Here is a 22466-nt window from a genome sequence, read left to right as displayed (position 1 = left end):
CCACTTCCACCGCCCGGATAGGACTGGGGGCCGGGGCCGGTGTCGCCAACGAACGCACCACCGCCACCCCTACCCACAACACCAGCGCCGCCGGAACGAACAGATGACCCATGACACCCACCCCTGAACGAGAGCGCTGGCCCTGACGCGCCATCCGCCCGGTTCCTGAAACGAACCAGGGCCGCCGCTATTTCTTCGCAAGTGTAGGAGACCGGTCTGACACTCCGTCCCACCCCAGACGTTCGGCGCGTTTGGTGCGGCGCTCGGGCCGCGCTTGCGGCATGGTGCGCCCGACGCAGGGGCCTGAAGGGGAACTCCCACTTATGAAGACCGATACGCTGGACACGCTGAGCATCAACACCCTCCGCACCCTGGCCATGGATGCGGTGGAGAAGGCCCACTCGGGGCACCCGGGCGCGCCCATGGCGCTGGCCCCCGTCGCCTACCAGCTCTGGCAGCAGGAGCTGCGGTACGATCCGGCCAACCCCATCTGGCCCAACAGAGACAGGTTCATCCTCTCCAACGGCCACGCCTCCATGCTGCTGTACGGGCTGCTGCACCTGGCGGGCGTGCGCCGCGTCACCCGCGCCTACGGCGTGGAGGAGGTGCCCACCATCTCCATGGAGGACCTCCAGAAGTTCCGCCAGCTCGACAGCGTCACCCCCGGCCACCCCGAGTACCGGTGGACCTCCGGCGTGGAGACCACCACCGGCCCGCTGGGCCAGGGCGTGGCCAACAGCGTGGGCATGGCCATCGCCGCCCGGTGGCAGGCCGGCCACTTCAACCGCCCGGGCTTCACCCTGTTCGACTACGACGTGTGGGCCATCTGCGGTGACGGCGACATGATGGAGGGCGTGGCCAGCGAGGCCGCCTCCGTCGCCGGGCACCTCCAGCTGCCCAACCTGTGCTGGATCTACGACTCGAACCGCATCTCCATCGACGGCAGCACGGACCTGGCCTTCACCGAGGACGTGGGCCGGCGCTTCGAGGCCTACGGCTGGCGCGTGCTGCGCGTGGACGACGCCAACGACTTGGACGCGCTCTCGGCGGCGTACCGCACCTTCAAGGAGCAGCGCGGCAAGCCGACGATGATCATCGTCCGCAGCCACATCGGCTTCGGCGCGCCGAAGAAGCAGGACACGGCGCAGGCCCACGGCGAGCCGCTGGGCGCCGAGGAGCTCAAGGGCGCCAAGCGCGCCTACGGCTGGCCCGAGGACTCGCAGTTCCTGGTGCCCGACGGCGTGCGCGAGCAGTTCCAGAAGCGGCTGGGGGCTCGCGGCAAGCAGCTGCGCGAGGCGTGGGAGAAGACGCTCGCCGAGTACAAGAAGCAGCACCCGGACCTGGCCGAACAGCTCGAGCGCATGCAGCGGCGCGAGCTGCCCGAGGGCTGGGACAAGGAGCTGCCCACCTTCCCCCCGGACGCCAAGGGCATGGCCACGCGCGAGTCGAGCGGCAAGGTGCTCAACGCGCTGGCGAAGAACTATCCGTGGCTGGTGGGCGGCTCGGCGGACCTCAACCCGTCCACGAAGACGTACATCACCAGCTCGGGGCCGATGAAGCCGGGCGATCATTCCGGGCGCAACATCCACTTCGGCGTGCGCGAGCACGCCATGGGCTCGATCGTCAACGGGCTGGCGCTGAGCAAGGTGCGCGGCTACGGCGCCACCTTCCTCATCTTCAGCGACTACCAGCGCCCGGCCATCCGGCTCTCCGCCATCATGGAGGTGCCGTCCATCCACATCTTCACCCATGACTCCATCGGCCTGGGCGAGGACGGGCCCACGCACCAGCCGGTGGAGCAGCTGCCCAGCCTGCGCGCCATCCCGGGGCTCGTCGTCCTGCGGCCCGCGGACGCCAACGAGGTGACCGAGTCCTGGCGGCTCATTGCGCAGCTGAAGCACCACCCGGTGGCGCTGGTGCTCACGCGCCAGGCGGTGCCCACGCTGGACCGCTCGAAGTACGGGCCCGCGTCCGGAGTGGCCAAGGGCGCCTACGTGCTCGCCGACTCCGAAGGGACACCCGAGGTGATCCTCATCGGCACCGGCAGCGAGGTGCCGCTGTGCCTGGAGGCCTACGAGAAGCTCAAGGCCGAGGGCGTGAAGGCGCGCGTGGTGAGCATGCCCTCGTGGGAGCTCTTCGAGCAGCAGGATCAGAGCTACCGCGACGCGGTGCTGCCTCCTTCCGTGCGCGCCCGCGTGGCGGTGGAGCAGGCGGAGGTGTTCGGCTGGGAGCGCTGGGTGGGGCTGCGCGGCTCGGTGATTGGCATGCGCTCCTTCGGTGCCTCCGCGCCGCTCAAGGCCCTGTTGCAGAAGTTCGGCTTCACCGTGGACAACGTGGTGAAGGAGGCCAAGGACACCATCGCCAAGGCGAAGCAGTAATGATGCGCTCTGCTACCGCGGCTCCGAGGTGGCCGGAGCAGCCTTCCCGAGGATTGGGCGATAGCAGAGTCCTCCCCATTCGTAATCTCCCTCTCCACAGGGCGGCGTCGAATTCTCGGGTCGCCCCCAGCAGCCCCCGTTGATCACCACCGCTCCTCGCTGCTTGCACGGAGGCCGTGCCTGCCCCGGCAGTGGCTCCTTTGGCATATCGGCTTCCAATCCCTGCCAGGTGAGTTGAGGCTGCTCCATCTTCACCATGCTGGCGAGCGTCTCGTCCGCGAGCGAGGTGCCCCCATCCGCGCTGTCCTTGTCCTGCTTCGGACGAGCTGACTCTTCCGGGGGCCACGGTGGCGCTTGCCGCTCCGGGTTCCGTGGCTCGTGAACCACCCACACCGTGGCCAGCCCCGCCGTCGCCGCCAGCCCCATGGCCGCGCTCACCCATGGCTTCCTCACCCAAGCCAGACGCGTCGAGCGGGGTTCGCTCCTGCGCATTGCAGGTGCCACCCTGGCACGATGGGTGATGGGCTGATCCGCCTCGGGCCCGGCCGTCTTCGCCGCTTGCTCCAGCGCCTCGGCCACCTGGGCCGCGCTCCCCCGCGCCAAGGGCTCCTCCGAGAGCAACTGCCGGATGATGGCCGCCAGCTCCGGGCTCAGGTTCACCCGCTTCTCGGCGGGCTCGGAGGCAACCGTGGGCAGCGAGGGCTCCTGCTCCCGGATCTCAGAGGGCTCCCACGGCGGCGGAAAGGCGCCGGTGACGAGCCGGTAGGCGGTAATGCCCAGGGCGTAGAGATCATCCGCCGGCCCCGGCTCGTAGCGAGCGCCGGGCGTCCGCCAGAAGCGTTGTTGGAAGCGCAGGGCCTCGGGGCTGCGGTAGCCGTAGGTTCCCGGCGGCAGCGCCCCTTCCGTGAGGGTCGGAGCGCCGCGGAAGTCCCCGGCCCCGAAGTCCAGCAGCATGGGATGGGCGTCTTCAGGCCGCACCATGATGTTGTCTCCCTTTACGTCTCGATGGACGGCCTCGGCGGCATGAGTGGCCGCCAGCGCCCAGGCAATGTGCGCCACCACTCGCATCACCTGCCGCGAGCTGACCACCCGCCCGCGCGCCCAATCATACAAGGGTACGCCCTCGGCCCACTGCATCACCAGGAAGGGGAAGGTCCCCGAGGAGTTCTCCCACAGGCCCGAGTCGTAGAGCCGCGGCACATGGGGGTGGCGCACGCGCCGCAGCAGCTCCGCCTCGCGCAGGAAGCGTGGATCCATGGGGCTGTGCGCGAGCTTGAGCGCGAACGGGCTCGTGCCGGGGCGCTCGAGGGGCTCCGCGCGGTAGACGGTGCCGTAAGAGCCCCAGCTGCGCAGCTCGAGCAGTCTCCACGCTCCGATTCGAGGGGGAAACGCTGGCAAGGGCTCTTCAGTGGAGGGGCGAGGCATGAGATCCTCTCGGGTAGGAGCAACCGCCCGGCACTCTACTCCATGGGTAGGACCTTTCAGCGCGGCCTCGGGAGGTCATGTCACTTGGGGGAGAGGGGAGTTTGCGGGAGACCTGTTGGGTCAGACCCCTCACCTACCCTGCCTCGCCATGGCTTCCATGCTGCACGAGGGGCTCCTGCTCCTGTTCCGCAACCGTCCCACGCTAGCGCCCGAGCTGCTGCAAGACGCGCTCGGGCTCACGCTGCCAGCCTGGTCCGAGGCTCGGGTGGAGTCCGCCGAGCTCACCGAAGTGGTCCCTACCGAGTACCGGGCGGACCTCGTAGTGCTCCTGGTGGAAGACAAGCCCGTCTTCGCAATCGTGGTGGAGGTGCAGCTGTCCCGGGACGAGGACAAGCGCAAGACATGGCCGCTGTACCTGACCAGCCTGCGCTCGCGAATCGACTGCCCCACGGCGCTGCTGGTAGTAGCGCCGAACGCTGCGGTGGCGCGCTGGTGCGCTCAACCCATCGAATTGGGCCACCCGGGTTTCATGCTCCAGCCGCTGGTAGCAAGTCCGGATGCCATCCCCGTGCTCACCGACGAGCAGGCGGCCCGCAGGGACCCGGAGCTGGCGGTGTTGTCCGCCATGGCACATGGGCAAGAAGAGGTGGGACAGGCTATTGCACGAACGGTCATGGGAGCCGTGGCGGGGCTTGAAGCCGAACGTGTCCGCCTTTACGTTGACTTGGCCTTGTCCTCGCTGAGCGAGGCGGCCCGTAACGCCCTGGAGGCGCTGATGCAGCGTGGAACCTACGAGTACCAGAGCAACTTCGCCCGGAAGTACGTCGCCCAAGGACGCGAGGAAGGACGCCAGGAGGGCGAACAGGAAGCCCTGCTTGAGGTGCTCGATGCTCGGGGCCTCGAGGTAGATGCCGCCAGCCGACAGAGAATCCTGGCCTGCAAGGATCTCGCTCAGCTCAAGATCTGGCTGCGCAAAGCGGTGACGACGGACTCCGTCCAGGAACTCTTCGCTAGCGAGTCTGCTCCCTAGGCCACCGCTGGCAAGGCCAGCCAGAGCCTCATCCCGGGCGCCTTACTCCTCCGAGGAGGCCGGGCCCTCCACCTCCGTGGCGCCCCCGTGCTTCACCAGCCGCACCGGCTCGTAGCCCGTGCGCCGAGACACCGCCTCCGCCAGCGGCTCCGCGTGCGTCGTCACCCAGATTTGACTGTGCTTCGCCGCTTCCACGAGCAGCCGTGACAGCGGGCCCAGCAGATCCGGGTGCAGGCTCGTCTCCGGCTCGTTCAGCGCCACGAAGGGCGGTGGACGCGGACTCAGCAGCGCCGCCAGCAGGCACAGGTAGCGCAAGGTCCCGTCCGACAGCTCGCTCGCCGCCATCGGCCGACTCAACCCGGGCATTCGCAGCGCCAGGCTGAACCGCCCCTGCGGCGCCTCCACCTGCAGCTCCGCTCCCGGAAATGCGTCGTCGAGCGCCTTCTCCAACCCCCTCCGGTCCCCAATCTCGTAGATCGTCGCCAGCGCCGCCGCCAGGTCCCTGCCGTCATGCGCCAGCGCCGTCGTCCTCACCCCCACCTGCGGCTGCCGCGCCGGCGCCTCCAGGTCTGTCCGGAACTGGTGGTAGAAGCGCCACGCCTTCAACGTCCGCTGCAGCTCCGACAGCCTCGGGAAGCGCTGCGGCTCGGCCAGCTGGTCCAGCACCGACTCGGCGCTCCACAGCTGCGTGGGGAATGTCACCCGCTTGCCCTCCGAGTCCCTCAGGAACGCCGTGCGGTCCTTGCGCTCCATCAACACCGCGCGCCGCCCTCCCGACAGCGCCCACAGGTGCTCCTCCTTCACCTCCGGATCCAACAGGAACAGCGTCCCCGGCTCGGAAGGGTCGCTCGGGACGATGCCGCAGCTCAGCTCGTACGCCAGCTCGTCCTCCAGCGTCACCCCCACCGTCATCCGCACCGGCTTCTTGTGCTCGCGCGGGCCCGCCCACACCACGCTCGGAGTGCCCCCCTCCTCCGCCAGCGTCCGCGCCAGCCGCCCCTCTGCCGCCGCCTGCAGCAGGTAGAGCGCTCGGTACAGGTTCGTCTTCCCGCTCCCGTTCGCTCCCACCACCACCGTCACCGGGTGCACCGGCAGCACCAGCCGCTTCACCGAGCGGTAGCCCGCTATCTCCAGCCGCGTCACCGTCATCGCCCGCCGAGCGTACTGGAGGACTCCAGGCCCCGGGGCGCGGATCCACCAAGCCGCCCCCGAGCGGCCCAGCACCCATCACCCCGGGTGAATCCAGCCATTCTCCGGGCAACCTGCGTTTCCAGATCTTCCTACTGTGGTAGCATGGAGCTCGAACCTTCCCGGGGGATAGGGGGCAACCGGGCGTCTCCTAGTGCACTCCTCCTTCCAGGCGCGGACAGCCTCTCGGCCGTCGTGCTAAACCTGTTGTCACGGGCGTGCCCCGCGCCCGCGTCCTCACCTCACGAGCCCGACGACCCTCATGGCCGAGCGTGGTGTCGCAGAAGAGATGGCTCAGGCCCTCGCGACAGTCCGCGACGGCTTCCGCGCCAGTGCGTCCGAACGGCTGAGCCAGCTGCGCCGCCACGCCGAGGGCTGGAAGGCCGGCCTCAACGGCTCCTCGACGATGTTCGCCCAGGTGGTGCGCGCCCTGCGGCAGACGGCCAGCACGCTGGGCTTCACCGAGGTGGCCCGGATCGCCACGGAGCTGGAGAAGCTCACCGAGGGCGACGCCCCGCCCTTCCCGCCTCGCGTCCACGGGCTGCTCCAGTCCCTCCAGGAGGCCTTCGCCCACCCCCCGAGCACCCTGCCGCTGGTGCCCCACCGGCCGCGCGTGCTCGTGCGGCTGGCGGACAGCCACCTGGCCGTGGAGCTGGCCCACCACCTCGAGGCCGTGGGCATGGATGCCGTGTCCGCCGGCTCGGACGAGGAGGCCGCGCGCCTGCTCACCTCCGAGCGCCCCGTGGAGCGCGTGGTGGTGGGCCCCACCGTGCCCGCCTCGGTGCGCACCGTGATGCGCTCGCTGGGCCACCCTCCTCCGCTCGTGCTGCTGGTGCCTCCGGCCGAGCTGCGCACCACGGCTCGCGAGGGCGTGGACGCCGTGCTCTCGCTGAGCACTCCGGCCCAGGCGCTGGCGCGCGAGCTGGTCTCCATCCAGCGTGCCAGCCCCGCCCGCTTCCGCGTCCTGGCCGTGGATGATGACAACGTGGTGCTCGCCGCCGCCCGCGCCGTGCTCGAGGCCGCGGGCATGGAGGTGGTGACGCTCAACGACGGGCGCAACCTCTTCTCCAGCCTCCAGCGCCACCACCCGGACCTGCTGCTGCTGGATGTGGCCCTGCCCTCGCTGGATGGCTTCGAGCTGCTCACCCAGATTCGAGCCGACCCCGCCTGGCGCAACCTCACCGTCGTCTTCCACACCACGCGCGACGGCTCGGCGGAGCGGGTGCGCGCCTTCCAGCTCGGCGTGGACGACTATCTGGTCAAGCCCGTGGAGCCGGCCGAGCTGCGCCTGCGGCTCATGGCCCACCTGCAGCGCCGCACGCTGCTGCGCGCCTCCCCTGACAGAGACTCCGGCACCGCCGCGGGTTCCTCCCAGCCAGCCCACCCGGAGCGGCCCTTCACCGGCTCGCGCCTGGAACAGACGGGCTCTTCGCAGAGCCGGACCTCCCATACTTCGACGGGCTCGGGCGCGCGTCCCGCCCTCCCCCCTGCCCTGCCGCCGCAGCCGGCCCGGCCTCCCCTCGCCCCACGCATGGACAAGGAGCCCACGACTGGCGGCTCCCGTCTGCTCCAGCCTCCCATGAATCCGGCGGCCCAGCCTGCCGCACGGCTCAGCCCGCCGGCTCGCGATGAGGCGAGCGGCGCGACTGGGCGCACGGGCGCGGCCGCTCGCTCCGGGGAGGGGGGACAGGCCCGCTCGCACCGCATCCTCGTGGCGGACGATGAGCCCGCGCTGCGCCGCGTGCTCCAGCGCCTGCTGGAGGCCGAGGGCTACGTGGTGGAGACGGTGGAGGATGGAGAGGAGGCCCTGACGCGCCTGCTCAACCCCAACCTCACGCCGGTGGATCTGCTGCTGCTGGACGTGCACATGCCGCGGCGCTCGGGCATCGAGGTGCTGCGCGCGCTGCGGGAGGCCTCCTCGCCCGTGCGCTCGCTGGTGCTCTCCGCGCGCATCCGCGATGAGGACGTGATGAAGCTGTACAACGAGGGGGCCGTGGACTTCGTGGCCAAGCCCTTCTCCATCCACACGCTGCTGGCGCGCGTCACCCGCCTGTTGCCGCCCCGCACCCCGTGAGTCCCCTCCACCGGGGCTGACGCCCCTCGACGGGAGTTCTCTCCTCCATGACTCGCACCCTTCGCGCCTGGGCGTGGTTGGCCGCCTGTGTCCTCTTGCTCGCCGGCTGCTCCTCGGAGCCCAAGCCCCCGGACTCCGACGCGGAGCCCAGCCCGTGGCCCTCGCTGCCGGAGAAGGGGGATGCGGCGGATGAGGGGGCTCTGGCGCCGTGCCACTATGTCCCCACCGCCGAGTCCGCGTGTGGGGACCGCCCTGCCTTCGACCTGGCGAAGTGCGCCCTGAGCACGCTGGGCAGCGCGCCCACCGAGGGCGTCTACATCCTGAAGAGCCGCGCGGTGTCGAGCGCCTCATCCTCGGGCGGGGTGATGTTCGCCTCGGCCATGCACCTGGCGAACGGCGGGGGCCCCAGCATCATCGCGGGCGGCCCGGCCACCACGGAGCAGCGGGACAGCCAGTCCTTCTACCTCCGCAGGGATGGCACCCTCTCGGACGGCATCACCACCACCCGGACGGCCTACATGGGCTGCCAGGTGTCCGGCGAGGGGCAGCTCAGCGGCTGCTATGCCACGTGCCGCAATGGCCAGGTGCGCTCGTATGGCACCTTCCAGGCGCTGCGGGCCTCACGGCTCGAGGGCGAGCAGGAGTCCGAAGGCCTCCCGCTCGTCTCCGAGTCCTTCGTGTCGCTGGGCCTGCCGGCGGATGTCTACGTGGCCAAGGGGCACGCCTACGTGGTGTCGCTCAACGCCAACGGGCGCACCGGGGGCCTCACCGTGTTCGACGTGGCGGACAAGGCCCACCCCGTGTTCCGGCGCACGGTGACGCTGCCGGGGGACAGCTACTGGAACGGCCTCTGGTCCAAAGGGGACGCGCTCTACGTGGCCAGCGCCACCCACGGCGTGCTCCTCTTCGACATCTCCCAGCCCGCCGAGCCGGTGTTCCTCCGGAGCCTGCCGGACGATGCCATCGACGTGCACACGGTCTTCGTGGAGGGGGACCGGCTGTACGCCATGTCTCCGGATCCCCGCGCCGAGACGCTGCTGTTCGACATCTCCCAGCCGTTGGCGCCGGTGCTGCTGGACCGGTTCACCGCGCCGGGCGGGCAGACCACGGGCTACACGCACGACGCGTTCGCGTACCAGGGGCGGCTGTACATCAACCACTGGGATCTCGGGTACCTCATCCAGGACGTGGGCGAGCCCTCCAACGTGCATCAGCTGGGCAAGTACATGTACGCCCACCAGTCCAGCCACGCCAACGCGGTGGGCACGTTCGCCGGGCGCACCGTCGCCTTCGAGGGCGGCGAGGGCTACGACGCGCACCTGCGCGTGCTGGACGTCACCCATCCGGCCAAGGTGGTGAAGATCGGCGAGTGGCAGCTGCGCTCGCAGCACTCCATCCACAACATGGTGCTGGTGGGTACGCGGCTCTACATCGCCCACTACCAGGAGGGCGTGCGGGTGCTGGACGTGTCCGAGCCCTCGCAGCCCCGGCAGATCGCCTCCTTCAACACCTTCCGCGAGACGGACTTCGAGCGCGGCTACAGCTTCTACGAGGGAGCCATCGGCATGCGAGTGCCTGGAGACGGGTACGTGTACGCGGTGGACACCTCGCGCGGCCTGTTGATCTTCCGCGAGCCGTGAGCCCAGCGCTCACGGGCCCCTCACTCGGAGTCAGCCCGTCTTGCCTGGCTGCTGGGCCGCTCGCCGCACCCGGTGCAGCGTGAGGACCCGCTCCTCGTCATCGCGCGTGTACAGCACCTCGAAGCCCGCCACCGTGAGCGCGTGCGGCCCCTGGCCCTGCTCGTACGGCGTGCCCTCCACCGCCAACAGCTCCATCACGTCCTGCAGCACCTGGAAGTCGACCGCCGCCACGCAGCCCACTTCCTTCCAGGCCTGGGGAGCGAGCTCGATCCGGTAGTAGGGTGAAAGCGCAGAAAGTGAACGAGTCATAAGGTGCTCTTGAGACCCCCCGCTCCTCCTCATTGCAAACCCCACGCCCATCTCTGTTTCTGAGAAATCCTAGGGTTGGTGGGGCCGCTTGTCCTCGCCCTGAATGATCTTCAGGGGCGGATCTGTAAGAAGTTCCACGTTCCAGCCAGGCCCTCGCCCGGCCGCCTGCTCAGGGGCCCTGCATTCCTGACAGATTGCCGTGGGGCGCGCTCGCCATGACCGTTGTCGCCGGAGGACTTCCATCATGGCGACGCAGGACACGAAGAAGCCAGGAACCCAGCCGGCCGAGGACATGTTCGGGCGCCCGACGAGCCCGCAACACGAGGAGCCCGCCACCCGCCCCGCCAAGGATGCTCCCGGCGAGGACAAGCCCACCACTCGCAAGAGCACGGAGGAGGAGGAGGACGAGCCTCGTCGCGAGGGCGTCGACTCCCTGCCGGATGGAGACGGCCCCCGCAGCGACCGGGGGACCAACCCGCTCCCGGACACGTACTGGGCGGATTACCCGGGCGGCAAACCCTAGCCAGGAGCGTCCCAGTCTCGCATTGCCAGCGGGCGGGAACGGGCCTAGAGGGGCGGCACGACTTCGGAAGTTCCCACCGCAAGGAGTGCCGCCATGAAGTACCGATTGCTGGGCCGTAGCGGGCTGCGCGTCTCGGAGCTGTGCCTCGGGACGATGACGTTCGGAGAGGACTGGGGCTGGGGCGCCTCGCCCGACGAGTCCCGCCGCATGTTCGATGCCTTCGTGGCCCAGGGCGGCAACTTCATCGACACCGCCGTCAACTACACCAACGGCAGCAGCGAGCGGCTGGTGGGCGAGTTCCTCTCCTCCGAGCGAGACCGCTTCGTGCTCGCCACCAAGTACTCGCTGTCGCGGCGCCCCGAGGATCCCAACGCCAGCGGCAACCACCGCAAGAACATGATGTCCTCCGTCGAGACGAGCCTGCGCGCGCTCAAGACGGACTACATTGATCTCTACTGGCTGCACGCCTGGGACTTCCTCACGCCGGTGGACGAGGTGATGCGTGGCCTGGACGATTTGGTGCGCTCGGGCAAGGTGCGCTACGTGGGCGTGAGCGACACGCCGGCGTGGGTGGTGGCCCAGGCCAACACGCTGGCGGAGCTGCGCGGGTGGACGCGCTTCGTAGGGCTCCAGATTGAATACAGCCTGGTGCAGCGCACCGTGGAGCGCGAGCTGCTGCCCATGGCGCGGGCGCTGGAGCTGGCCGTCACCCCGTGGGGCGCGCTGGGCGGCGGCGTGCTGGCCGGGAAGACGACACCCCAGGCGGAGGACTCCAAGCGCGCGGCCAACAACCAGGGCCGGCAGACCGAGCGCGCGGTGGCCATCGCCGAAGAGGTGAAGAAGGTAGCCTCGGAGGTGGGCCGCAGCCCCTCGCAGGTGTCGCTGGCGTGGGTGCGCCAGCAGCCGGGCATCATCGTCCCCATCCTCGGAGCGCGCACGCTGCGCCAGCTCCAGGACAACCTCTCCAGCCTGGAGCTCACGCTCGCCCCCGAGCACCTGTCCCGCCTGGACAAGGTGAGCGCGGTGGACCTGGGCTTCCCCCACGAGTTCCTCCGCCGGGACTTCATCCGCCAGGTCATCTACGGCCAGCACGCCAACAACATCGTCAACCACCGCCCCTGAGCGGGCGCGCCCCGGAGCGGGCTCGCACTCCGAGTCTCTCTGGGGGAGGCCCGGCTGCTCTCCAGCGCGGGGGACTGGCGCCGCCCATGCCCCTCCCCCGGGTAGAGGCCGGGGGAGCCCACCTGGGAGGGGGCGCGCGGATCGACTTCGGGTATGCTGCCGGCCCTCCCTCCAATTTCCAAACCGTGCCGAGAGCCCCGCTCCCCGGCACCATCGAAAGGCATGTGCATGAAGAAGCTGGGACGAGTCGGGCTGCTGCTCGGAGTGCTGAGCCTCACGGGCACCGTGGCGTGCGAGGACAAGCAGGATCCCGCCAAGGAGCACCGCATCAAGGCCACCAACCACTTCAACAAGAAGGAGTTCAAGGAGGCCGCCGCCGAGTACGAGCTGTCGCTCCAGGCCGACCCGAACCAGGAGAAGTCCTGGAAGGAGAAGGCGTTCGCCCACCAGCAGCTCGGTGAGCACGAGAAGGCCGGGCAGGCGCTGCTGAAGTACGTGGAGTTCGTCAAGAAGTCCGAGGAGAAGACGGACCTGTACCGCGTGGCCGCGGACGAGTTCCGCCAGGCCGGCAAGGTCGAGGAGGCCGAGAAGGCGCTGATGCAGGTCATGGCCACCAAGGACAAGCCCGAGGAGAAGGTCGAGCTCTACCGCGTCATCGCGGACCAGTACCGGCAGTCGGGCAACCTGGATGCGGCCGAGGCGAAGTTCAACGAGGCGCTGAAGATCAACCCGAAGGACGAGGCGAGCCTGGGCTGGCTGGCGGCGATCTACTCCCTGCGCGGCGGCACGCAGAGCGCGACGGCGCCCGCGCAGCCCGAGCACCTGGAGAAGGCCATGGCGTACCTGGATCAGGTGATCGCCCTGAACCCGGACTACCCCTACTCGTACATCAACAAGCGCATCGTGATCGCGAAGTATCAGCAGTACGAGGTGGCGCAGCAGCAGGCCGCGGAGACCGAGGCCAAGACCATCAAGCCCAAGGCCAAGGCGGCCGAGGCGATGGCCCGGGCGGCCGAGCACCAGAAGAAGGCCGAGGAGTACTCGAAGCAGTTCCAGGAGCTCACCGACAAGTTCACCGAGACCCAGAAGAAGGCCCAGGAGAAGAAGGCCAAGGAGGCCGCGGCGGCTGCGGCGGCTCCGGCCCCGGGCGCTCCGGCTCCGACCCCGGCTCCGGGCAAGTAAGCCCCACGGGCGGCTCGGGCTTCATGGCCCGCACATGAGAAGGGCTCGGAACCTGGCACCGGTTCCGAGCCCTTTGTGCTTTCAGCCCTCAGGCCACCGCGGCAGCCTCGTTACTCGCAGGCCGTGGCGAGGCCGTCGTGGCGGCAGCTGTGGCCGCGCGGATCCAGCTCGAGCTGGTAGAGCGACTTCACGCCCTCGTCGCTCTTCTGGACCTGCGTGGTGGACTGCTGCCCCGGCCCCTGCTGGGTGGCGCCGAGGACGATCTCCCCACCGCCGATGGAGACCTGCATGGCCGGCTCGGCCGGAGCGGCCACGGTGTTGCTCTTGGTGTAGCGCGCCCACTTGTCCTGACCCTTGTCGTAGAAGCTCAGCGCGCAGTTGGCCACACCCGTGGCGAAGTTGGACTGGTACAGCCGCGCCACGTTGGTGCCCGTCGTCGAGCACATGGCGGACGAGGCCCCGCTGGGCTCGAACGAGCTCCACAGCACGCAGCCGCTCAGCAGCGTGCCGGTGGTGCCCGTGCGCTCGTTGGGCACCGCGTACTCGACATACCAGCCCTTGCCGGCCGGCGCGGCCGACTGCTGGCTGGTGGAGAGGACCTGCCCCGTGCTGTCGAACTGGCTGACGTTCACCAGATCGGCATCCGTGAACAGGTGGTTGTCATAGGTGGTCGCCTCGGAGTCGCTGTTGAAGAGGCGCGTGGGGTCGGTGCCACCGTACGTCCACACGCCGTAGAAGCGCTGCGGGAAGGGCTGCGCGTCCTGCACGTAGTTGAGCGCGGTCCAGGTGTCGGCCGTCTCGCGGCAGCTCCAGGTGGTGGAGTCTCCATCGCACGTGTACTGGATGGAGCCGTCGTTGCCGTTACCGCAGCCGTGAGCGGCATCGTTGTTCCAGCTGAGCGTCACCTGGGCCCCCGCGCAGGAGTTGCCAGCCGTACCCGCCGTCGAGCTGCCCGACGTGTAGTGGTAGTCCTGGAAGGAGCTGCTCGTGGTGTACAAGGTGGAGCCTCCGCGCTGAACGGTGAGCGTGTTGCTGACGCCGCAGCCCTGCACGGCGCAGCCCAGCGGGTTGGACAGGCGGCAGGAGGTGCCCTTCTCGAGCAGGTTGTCCCGGTCGCCGGTGCCCACGAAGGTGCGCAGGAAGCCGGTGTCGGGCTGCAGGGCATTGAGGGTCATGTAGCTGAACGGCGCGCGCATGGCCTCCTCGTCGGGGGTCTTCCCGCCCAGGTTGGCCACGCGGAAGGCCCGCGCGGCGAACCAGTTGTCCACCTGCTTCTTCGAGTTGTTCCACGTCCCAGGCTTCCACAGGCGCACCATCCACAGCTGCCCGCCGTAGTCGCCCACGGTGGCCGAGTCCCACAGCAGATCCGCGTCCGCGCTCGGGTTGTCGGCGCGGCCGATGTCCAGCATGGAGAGGCCCGCCCCGATGGGGTAGCGCAGGTTCCCCGAGCGGTTCTGCCCGTCTCCGTTGAAGAAGCTCCACACGGTGTGGCCGGTGCGGATGTCCACGATGGCCATGCCGCGGCCGCGGAGCATGTGCTCGTCGAAGCCGCCGTTGAGCGCCACCACCCACCGCTCGCGGGCGCGGGTGTTGTCGATCAGCCACGGGCCCTGGCCGGGGCTGCCGCCCTGCCCGTAGAGATCCCTCAGCGCCTGATCCGCCTCCTCGGTGAGCGCCACCGGGCCGATGGGCGGCGAGCGCGGAGCGAAGTTGGTGAAGCTCTCGCCCACCTGCATCGCCAGCGGATCGCACGGCTGCGGCCACATCCACAGGAAGTCGCCGGCCTGGTTGGGCATCAGGTTCGCGGTGTCTCCCGGCTCCAGGCCCAGCACGCGCGTCAGGTCCAGCGCGAAGCGGTGCACGCCGCCACGGCCCGTGCCCACCACGGCCACCGTGCGGTACTCCTGCCACTGCTTCTTGCCGTCGGCCGGCTGACCGGCCGCACCGTCGATCCACACGTCACGCACCATGGCCGTGCCGTCCACGAAGTAGCCGTGCTTGCCGAGGTTGGGGCGCAGCTTGGGCAGCATGTCCGGCGGGACGAAGGCCCACAGCTCCTCGCCCGTGCCGTTGTCGTACTTGCGCTGGCCGGTGAAGGCGTCCACCGCGTTGGTGCTCTTGCCGTTGTGGAAGGCGTGCAGCATGCCGTCGTTGCTGCCCACCAGGACGAGCTTGTCGCGGTTGCCCGCCTCGTACTCGTACTTGTCATAGGCGAGCACCTGCGTGCTGCTCGGCGTGGTGTACGTGCTCTCCTGCGGCGTGGCGCCGGAGAAGAGCGCCGACAGGCACTGGGTGGAAAAGCCACAGAAGTTCTTCGGCATGGGAGGATCCACGTTGGCCGGAGACGAGTGGAAGATGTCTCCGAGCAGGAACGGCCGGTCGTTGTCCCGCAGCGCCGGGTCGCTGTTGAGCGCGTCCGCGCCGCGGTACCAGCGGATGATCACCTTCGCGCAGTCGTCCGGCGACAGGCTCGTCACGCCCAGCCTGGCGGCCAGATCCGAGCACACGTTGGGGTTGGTGCTGATGCCCAGGTACTCGCGCAGCACGCCCGCGTTGGCCTCGCTGAACTCCAGCGGCGTGTCGTTGGAGTCCACCTTGCCATCGTGGTTGCTGTCCACGATGGTGAAGATGCGGCGGGTCTTCCACCGCGTGGGCCCCTGCGAGTGCAGCCGTGCACCGGCCTCCCAGAACGGCTGGGCCGGCGTCAGCGGCGACAGCAGCTTCACGAAGTCGCCCTGATCATCCTCGGTGACGGCGGCACCGGACGCGTCGATCAGCAGCGTGTCATCGCAGTCCCCATCATGGTTGAGATCTCCGCCCGCGGCCGGGTTCTTCGGATCGCAGCCCAGCAGGCGCTCGGCGCCCAGGTCGAAGCGATAGAGGAAGCCCTGCCACGGCTCCGTCTTGGCGCGGGCCGGCTTGAAGCGCGGGATGAGCGTGGCGCCGGCGCTGCGCACCTGCAGCGCGCTGGCGGCGGGGCTGGAGAAGGACGTGGCGCGCGTCTGCACGTTGTTGATGATGTCCAGCAGCGCCTGCTTGAGGCTGGCCGCATCATCGGCCGTGTAGTACAGGCCGCCGCCCACCTCGGCCGTGTGCTTCAGCAGGTTGCTGTTGACGCCGAAGCCCACCGTATAGGTGGTGAGGCTCTGCTTGCCGGCGGTGTTGAAGTCGCCGACCTGCGCGGGCGAGCCGCGCTGGAGATCCTGCTCGTAGAGCATCTTGGCCACGTCATCCAGGTAGTAGTTGGGGTTGTCGTCCGTGAGCGAGGTGTCGCTGGTGCCCTTGTCGCGGCTGGAGGCAGTGGTGCCCGCGGCGCACGGCTGGCTGTCCGGGCAGTACGTGGGGCCGCCGTTCACCGTGCGCATCCGGTCCGCCATGGTGGAGCTGAACGAGTCTCCGCTGGGCTCACCGTCGGTGATGATGATGACCGAGTTGGCCTGGCAGCCCCAGCACACGCTGCGGTTGTCCGCGTTGAGCCCGGGGTTCTTGAACTCGGGCGGGTAGCTGTAGGCCGTGCCGAAGTTGAACGTGGTGCGGTACACGCTGTCGTCCGAGGAGAAGTAGTAGCCCACGTTGAGCAGCGCCTTCGCCAGCGGCGTGCCCGTGGTGAACGTCCAGCTGTTGATCGTGTCGATGTAGTCGGCGCGGAGCGTGTTGTTGAACGCGCTGGCGTCGCTGGCGATCGCCGAGCACACGGGCGCCTGCGCCTTGCTCAGCGAGGAGAGGGTCGCCGTGGTGGTGAAGACGCTGACGCCGGCGCGCACCCGGCGCAGATCCTTGATCACCGACTTGAGCACCGCCTTGGCGGTGACGTACTTGGGCGGATCGAAGTTGAGGAAGCGGCCCCAGAAGATGAAGTCGCGGTTCTGGAACGGCGCGGTGTCACGCTGGGTGGCCGTCGGCAGCTTCCAGTAACCCTTGGTGGCCAGACAGTTGACGCAGGTGTTGTAGTCCGCGGCCCCCGTGGTGTCCCAGTTGGGCACCTGCTGCTGGCAGGCCTGCTCCTTGGTGTCCCACTGGTAGGCCGGGCTGCTGCTGTCGTTCCAGAACATGTACCCGTAGAACTTGTCGTCCTTGAACAGATCCGTGAAGCCACTGTCCGAGCCCAGCCCGGTGCCCGGATCCGGCACGGGGTACTGAGTGTTCGGGTTCCAGCCGCGGCTGGCCTCGAACGCATCCAGGCGCGGGTTGGTGCAGCCGTTCACGGTGATGTCGAAGAAGTCCTTGTGGCCGCTGTTGATGACCTGCGGCAGCTCGCGCATGGAGCTCGAGAGATCCACCAGGAAGTGGATGTTGGGCGGAGCGCCGTCGGTGCTGAAGAAGCGCTCGTCGCCGGACACGTCCTTGCCGCGCAGCACGTCATTCACCAGCGACGTGGTGAGCTGGCAGCAGGCGGCGGTGTTCGCGGCGGGGTCGCCGAGCTCGGCGTGCGCGCCGCCCGCCACGCCCAGCATCGCGAGGCTCAGGCAGAGACGACGAAGCGTAGAAATCCAGGAGTGCTGCATGGTGGGTTCTCCCTGGGAAGCCGCGCACCCTCTCGGGCCGCGCGGCGAGCCGGATGGTTGCAAACTCCGTCCCTCGCTCGGGCCTGCCGCAAGCCAGCGAAACAACGGGGCCTCCCACACTCGCCGCGCCAAGGCGCACAGGGGGCGGAGGCTCGCAAACTTTGCACCCCGCAAGGTTTTCTCGGGAACCCGCCGCGCGAGCCGTTGTCCAACCCTCCCGTCAGCCCAAAGCACGAGGGAGGTTTTTCATGAGGCGGAGCCGTGTGGCCGTCAGTGGGATCGTCTGCGCGCTGTTCGTCGCAGGTGGAATGTTCGTGGGATGCCGTTCGCGGGAGGACGAGGCGCCGCGGCTCGAGTCCGTCGCTGAGGCGAAGCAGGTGGCGAAGAAGGAGCCGCAGGTCGACAGGCTCCTCGTCCCGGAGAATGCCGCGAGTGCCAAGTTGGCACCCAAGGTGGATGTTCCGCCCCCGTCGGCTGCTGCTCCAGCGCACGCGAAGAGGAAGGCGGACTCGTCGCTGGCGAAGGCGGACTCGTCGCTGGCCTCCGCCATATTCGGCGCCAAGGGAGGCAACATCGGAGGCTTGGGGCTTCGAGGAGCGGGCTCGGGCGGAGGCGGCCTTGGATCCGTGGGCGTGGGCGGGAGCGTCGCCTATGGACAGGGCAGCGCCACGCTCGGCGGCAAGGCGATGATGGCCAGGAAGCAGGTCTACGTCGCGGGGCCCGTGAACCGCCCGGCTCCGCAGGCGGATCCGGTCAGCAACTCCGAGCAGTACCACGACTGGGGCATCAACCCCTTCGTCACCGCGAGCGAGGATCGGCTCTCCACCTTCGCCATCGACGTGGACACCGGCGCGTACACGCTGGCGCGCAGGAAGATCCTCGAGGGCTCGCTGCCCTCGCCCGAGGGCGTGCGCGTGGAGGAGTTCCTCAACTACTTCCGCTACAGCTACGAGGGCCCCACGGATGGCTCGCCGTTCGCCGTCCACATGGACGCGGCGCCCTCGCCGTACACGCCCGGCCGCCACCTATTGCGCGTGGGACTGCAGGGCAAGCAGCTCAGCATCTCCGAGCGCAAGCCCGCGCACCTCACCTTCCTGGTGGATGTCTCCGGCTCCATGCAGTCTCCGGACAAGCTGCCGCTGGCCAAGCGCGCCCTGCGCATGCTCGTGGACAACCTGAGGGATGGGGACACCGTGGCGATGGTCACCTACGCGGGCCACGTGAAGGTGGCGCTGCCTCCCACCGGCCTGGAGAAGAAGGCCGTCATCCACCAGGCCATCGAGGAGCTGGAGGCCAGCGGCTCCACCGCCATGTCCGACGGCATCCAGCTCGCCTACAAGCAGGCCATGAAGACGGTGGATGATCAGTCCACCTCACGCGTCCTCATCCTCTCGGACGGCGACGCCAACGTGGGCGCCACCAGCCACGAGGAGATCCTCAAGATGATCCAGGGCTACGTGAAGGAGGGCATCACCGTCACCACCCTGGGCTTCGGCATGGGCAACTACAAGGACGAGCTGATGGAGCAGTTCGCCAACAAGGGCAACGGCAACCACTACTACGTGGACTCGCTGATGGAGGCGCGCCGCATCTTCCAGGAGCAGCTCGGCGGCACGCTGGAGGTCATCGCCCAGGACGTGAAGCTGCAGGTGGAGTTCGACCCCGCGCAGGTGGCGCGCTACCGGCTGGTCGGCTACGAGAACCGCGCCATCGCGGACATCCAGTTCCGCGATGACAAGGTGGACGCGGGCGAGCTGGGCTCCGGCCACACCGTCACCGCGCTGTACGAGCTGGAGCTCAAGCCGGGCGCGGGCGACAACCTGGCCACCGTGCGCGTGCGCGCCAAGAAGCCTCGCGGCGAGACGGCCACCGAGCGCGAGTTCCACTTCTCCGCCCGCTCTCTGGCGCCGGCGTTCTCGGCGGCCAGCAAGGATCTGCGCTTCGCCACCGCCGTCATGGGCGCCGCCGAGCTCTTCCGCCGCAGCCCGCATGCGCAGCGCTGGAGCTTCGAGCAGGTGCAGAAGATCGCCCGCGAGGCCACGCCCGCCGGCAACGCCGAGCGCGAGGAGTTCCTCCAGCTGCTGGAGAAGGCTCGTCCGCTGGTGACGCGCGTGGCGGCGCGGTGATCCAGATCCTCATGGGTCCCCACGCCACTCCAATCCACTGGGTCTTCTCACATCGGATCCAGGGATCCGACACTCCAAGTCCGCGAAACCCCTGGGAATGCGCTGTCAGACCCCTTCTGTAGTGTCGCTGCATCAACGACACACGAAGGGGTCGTACCCATGGCGGAAACCCGTGAGTCGCCACGCGTCTCGGTGAACAAGCTGGGCGAGTACCTCACCGCTTCACCAGCCCGTCGCAAGCGCATCATCCATGATCAGAAGCACCCGTGTGATCCGCAGTACCTGCGCTACCCGGAGGCCTCGCTCGCCATCACCGAGTTCCTCTGCGGCGGCCTGAACGGCGGCATCCTGGCCAACCACCAGGAGCGCTTCTTCACGACCGTGCCGCAGACGGAGTTCGAGGCCCAGCGGTTGCAACTGTGCAGCGAGGCGTTGGATCGGTTCGCCGCGCTGGTGCCCAAGCTGGAGCTGGGCGGCACCATCCTCAGCGCGGTGGGCCAGGAGCCCCCGGTGCTGGAGGTGGCCGGCGTCACCATCAGCGTGCGCCCCGAGGTGGTGCTGCAGATGGTGGACCGGCGCGGCGAGAACAAGGTGGGGCTGCTCAAGCTCTACTTCGCCAAGTGGCACCCGCTGGATGAGCGCTCGGGGCAGTACATCGCCACGCTGCTGCAGAGCTTCGCCGAGCAGCACCTGCGGCACCTGGGCCCGGTGGATCACCGGCTGATCCGCGTGGTGGATGTGTTCGCCGGCACGCTCTTCGAGGCTCCCAAGGCCAACTCCCGCCGGCTCCATGACGTGGAGCTGGCGTGTGAGGAGATCGGCGCGCTCTGGTCCGTGCACTGATTTGCACGGGACGTGCCTCGGCCCCGTGGAGCCACTCCGTTGGCCAGCGGGCGGCCGCGGTGTCCGGCTCCGAGCGTCCAGCGACCTGGACCTGACCTGCTGCGGACAGACGGCGCGGCTGGAGCGGGCTCCCCCTTGGTGCGGAAGGGGAGCATCCCCAGCCTTCGCCGCCCGCGCTCTCCACACCGAGCGTGGGATCACCACTCCGCAGTTGGAGGTTCATCCAGATGGCCGACAGAAGAATGGACAACGGCAGGGACGACGCCCGCAGCTCTCAGCGCACCGGTATCCCCGAGAACGGGACGGGCAGCATGATGGGCGGCACGGATGTGTCGGCGCGGGGCATCGACGTGTCGAAGCGGGGCGCGGATGTGTCTCCGCCCGGCTCCCGTGAGCGCTCCGAGTCCGATATCACCGGCTACAGCCCCGAGCGCGATGAAGAGCCCTCCGTGCGCCAAGGCCGCTTCCACCGCGCCGCCGCGCTGCGCCTGGCTCAGCCGCGCACCAGCACGGACATGGCCTCGGGCATGGGCACGGGCACCGGCATGGGCATGAGCGGCATGGGCACGGGCGCCGGCCTCAACATGCGGGGCGGCTACAGTGGCTCAAGCTCGGGCGCCATGAACAGGGACGAGCGCCGCGAGGGCCTGCGCCCCAGCCCCGACTGGGGCCGCGGCAGCCAGGGCAGCCTGTCCCAGGGCCCGTACGGCCGGGACGATCGGGATGATCGCTATGCCACCGGCATGGGAGGCGGCCAGATGCGCATGGGCGAGCAGGACACCCGCCACTCGCTCGAGATGCGCCGCGACACCGGCGGCGAGAACTACCGTCCGTGGGATCGCACCGGCTACGGCGCCGAGGAGCGCCCGCTGCGCGAGGAGCGCGGCCAGTACTCCGGCGGCCAGGGCCAGTTCAGCGGCAACCAGGGAAGCCAGTACGGCAACCAGGGCCAGAGCTCGGGTGGGCGCTACGACGCGCTGCTCGGGATGGGGCAGGCCAGCCCGGGCCAGCCGGGCATGGGCGTGAACATGGGCACCTATACGGCCCGGGGCTCGGACATGGGCGGCCGGCGCTCGGGCGGCATGGACGTGGGCGGCCAGCCCCGCCGCTGGCAGCGCGAGCCGCTCACCGCTCGGGAGATCATGACCCGCGGCGTGAAGACGCTGCGCCGCGACTGCTCGCTGCGCGACGTGGCTCAGCTCATGAAGGACGAGGACTGCGGCGTCGTCCCCATCGTGGATGACAAGGGCGCGCTGGTGGGCATCGTCACCGATCGGGATCTCGTCGTCCGCGCCTTCACGGGCGGGAAGACGCCGGATCAGCTCCGCGCCATGGATGTGATGACGGACGACGTGGAGTGCGTCCACCCGGACGAGGACATCCACAGCATCATCGAGCTGATGGGCAAGAAGCAGATCCGCCGCATCCCCGTGGTCGAGAAGGATGACCGCGTCATCGGCATCATCTCCATGGGCGACATCGCCAACCGGGCCGACTACGACCAGGAGCTGCAAGAGGCGCTGGATCGCATCTCCTCCAAGCGCTCCTTCTGGAGCCGGCTGACCTGACCAACTCCCGCGGGCGCGCAGGCTGAGGCATCCCCCAAGATCCCTCAGCCGTGCGGCCACGCGGGTTGACGGCACTCCGCCCATCCCTGAGCCCTCGGTGAGGAGGGCCGCGGAGCACACCGGGCTGCATAGCAATCCCAGGGCCGAGACCCGCGCAGTCCTCGGGCCCTCACAAACCTCGCAGTCACGTGGGGTTGGAGCCAGGCGCGCCCGGTCCTTCAGGACCCGCTTGCCCGAAACGGGGTGTCATGAAGGCCCCAGCGCCACGGCTCAGGCCGGCGTGGTAGCCGGGGGCTCCGAGCGCTGCGCCGTCCCGTACGCCATCTCCCGCCCTAGCAGCCCCGGATCAAAGTACGCGAAGAAGCGCCGGATCCGATCGCCGTCCCACTCGAGGATCGACACGCCCTCGTAGCTCACCGCCGAGCCGTTGTGCGCCGTGCCCTGCGTCTCCCACTCCAGCGCCACCCGGTCCGCCGATTCGATCATGTTCCGGAAGGTGGACTTCACCCGCGCCAGCGTGCCCTTGTACTCCTTCCAGAACTGGCGAGCCCCC

Annotated in this window: 15 protein-coding genes; 10 read left to right on the top strand and 5 right to left on the bottom strand. The window is 69.2% G+C overall.

Going from position 1 to position 22466, the window contains the following annotated elements:
• The first annotated feature begins 323 nt into the window (after positions 1 to 323).
• Positions 324 to 2378 (top strand): transketolase, encoded by a 2055-nt coding sequence (gene tkt / locus ACJ8AT_RS05595; RefSeq protein WP_407736566.1) that lies wholly within the window; start codon positions 324 to 326, stop codon positions 2376 to 2378.
• A gap of 12 nt (positions 2379 to 2390) precedes the next feature.
• On the opposite strand, the gene ACJ8AT_RS05590 is transcribed toward tkt, so the two are convergent.
• Positions 2391 to 3776 (bottom strand): serine/threonine-protein kinase, encoded by a 1386-nt coding sequence (locus tag ACJ8AT_RS05590; protein ID WP_407736565.1) that lies wholly within the window; start codon positions 3774 to 3776, stop codon positions 2391 to 2393.
• A 175-nt stretch (positions 3777 to 3951) separates the two neighbouring features.
• Between ACJ8AT_RS05590 and ACJ8AT_RS05585 the strand changes: the two genes are divergently transcribed.
• On the top strand, positions 3952 to 4833 hold the full coding sequence (locus ACJ8AT_RS05585; RefSeq protein WP_407736564.1) for a hypothetical protein: 882 nt from the start codon (positions 3952 to 3954) through the stop codon (positions 4831 to 4833).
• Between the two features lie 42 nt (positions 4834 to 4875).
• Here the strand turns inward: ACJ8AT_RS05585 and ACJ8AT_RS05580 are convergent, their stop codons facing one another.
• Positions 4876 to 5982, bottom strand: coding sequence for an AAA family ATPase (locus ACJ8AT_RS05580; RefSeq protein WP_407736563.1), 1107 nt, complete (start codon positions 5980 to 5982; stop codon positions 4876 to 4878).
• Between the two features lie 328 nt (positions 5983 to 6310).
• Between ACJ8AT_RS05580 and ACJ8AT_RS05575 the strand changes: the two genes are divergently transcribed.
• The gene (locus tag ACJ8AT_RS05575) at positions 6311 to 8095 is read left to right on the top strand and encodes a response regulator (RefSeq protein ID WP_407736562.1); all 1785 of its coding nucleotides are present in this window, start codon (positions 6311 to 6313) and stop codon (positions 8093 to 8095) included.
• Positions 8096 to 8142: 47 nt separating this feature from the next.
• Positions 8143 to 9735, top strand: a complete 1593-nt coding sequence (locus ACJ8AT_RS05570; protein ID WP_407736561.1) for a hypothetical protein — start codon at positions 8143 to 8145, stop codon at positions 9733 to 9735.
• Between the two features lie 30 nt (positions 9736 to 9765).
• On the opposite strand, the gene ACJ8AT_RS05565 is transcribed toward ACJ8AT_RS05570, so the two are convergent.
• Positions 9766 to 10044: a hypothetical protein gene (locus tag ACJ8AT_RS05565; protein ID WP_407736560.1), complete on the bottom strand. Its 279-nt coding sequence runs from the start codon at positions 10042 to 10044 to the stop codon at positions 9766 to 9768.
• A 244-nt stretch (positions 10045 to 10288) separates the two neighbouring features.
• On the opposite strand from ACJ8AT_RS05565, the gene ACJ8AT_RS05560 reads away from it, so the two are divergent.
• The 3 genes from ACJ8AT_RS05560 to ACJ8AT_RS05550 all read left to right on the top strand — a co-directional run bounded on the left by ACJ8AT_RS05560 (position 10289) and on the right by ACJ8AT_RS05550 (position 12871).
• Positions 10289 to 10567 (top strand): hypothetical protein, encoded by a 279-nt coding sequence (locus ACJ8AT_RS05560; RefSeq protein ID WP_407736559.1) that lies wholly within the window; start codon positions 10289 to 10291, stop codon positions 10565 to 10567.
• 93 nt (positions 10568 to 10660) lie between these two features.
• Positions 10661 to 11689, top strand: coding sequence for an aldo/keto reductase (locus ACJ8AT_RS05555; protein ID WP_407736558.1), 1029 nt, complete (start codon positions 10661 to 10663; stop codon positions 11687 to 11689).
• A gap of 228 nt (positions 11690 to 11917) precedes the next feature.
• Complete coding sequence (locus ACJ8AT_RS05550; protein WP_407736557.1) at positions 11918 to 12871, top strand: tetratricopeptide repeat protein; 954 nt, start codon at positions 11918 to 11920, stop codon at positions 12869 to 12871.
• Between the two features lie 110 nt (positions 12872 to 12981).
• On the opposite strand, the gene ACJ8AT_RS05545 is transcribed toward ACJ8AT_RS05550, so the two are convergent.
• The gene (locus ACJ8AT_RS05545; protein WP_407736555.1) at positions 12982 to 17376 is read right to left on the bottom strand and encodes a pilus assembly protein PilY; all 4395 of its coding nucleotides are present in this window, start codon (positions 17374 to 17376) and stop codon (positions 12982 to 12984) included.
• 248 nt (positions 17377 to 17624) lie between these two features.
• Between ACJ8AT_RS05545 and ACJ8AT_RS05540 the strand changes: the two genes are divergently transcribed.
• The 3 genes from ACJ8AT_RS05540 to ACJ8AT_RS05530 all read left to right on the top strand — a co-directional run bounded on the left by ACJ8AT_RS05540 (position 17625) and on the right by ACJ8AT_RS05530 (position 21913).
• Positions 17625 to 19502, top strand: coding sequence for a vWA domain-containing protein (locus ACJ8AT_RS05540; protein ID WP_407736553.1), 1878 nt, complete (start codon positions 17625 to 17627; stop codon positions 19500 to 19502).
• Positions 19503 to 19661: 159 nt separating this feature from the next.
• Positions 19662 to 20345: a hypothetical protein gene (locus ACJ8AT_RS05535; RefSeq protein WP_407736552.1), complete on the top strand. Its 684-nt coding sequence runs from the start codon at positions 19662 to 19664 to the stop codon at positions 20343 to 20345.
• A 227-nt stretch (positions 20346 to 20572) separates the two neighbouring features.
• Positions 20573 to 21913 (top strand): CBS domain-containing protein, encoded by a 1341-nt coding sequence (locus ACJ8AT_RS05530; RefSeq protein WP_407736551.1) that lies wholly within the window; start codon positions 20573 to 20575, stop codon positions 21911 to 21913.
• 270 nt (positions 21914 to 22183) lie between these two features.
• Here the strand turns inward: ACJ8AT_RS05530 and ACJ8AT_RS05525 are convergent.
• Positions 22184 to 22466: nuclear transport factor 2 family protein (locus ACJ8AT_RS05525; protein WP_407736550.1), on the bottom strand; the 283-nt coding region annotated here is incomplete at its 5' end.

This window comes from Hyalangium sp. (assembly GCF_045802625.1).
Classification (GTDB): Bacteria; Myxococcota; Myxococcia; order Myxococcales; family Myxococcaceae; genus Hyalangium.
The sequence above is the reverse complement of the archived record's forward strand: the minus strand, read 5'-3'. Positions and strand labels throughout refer to the sequence as shown.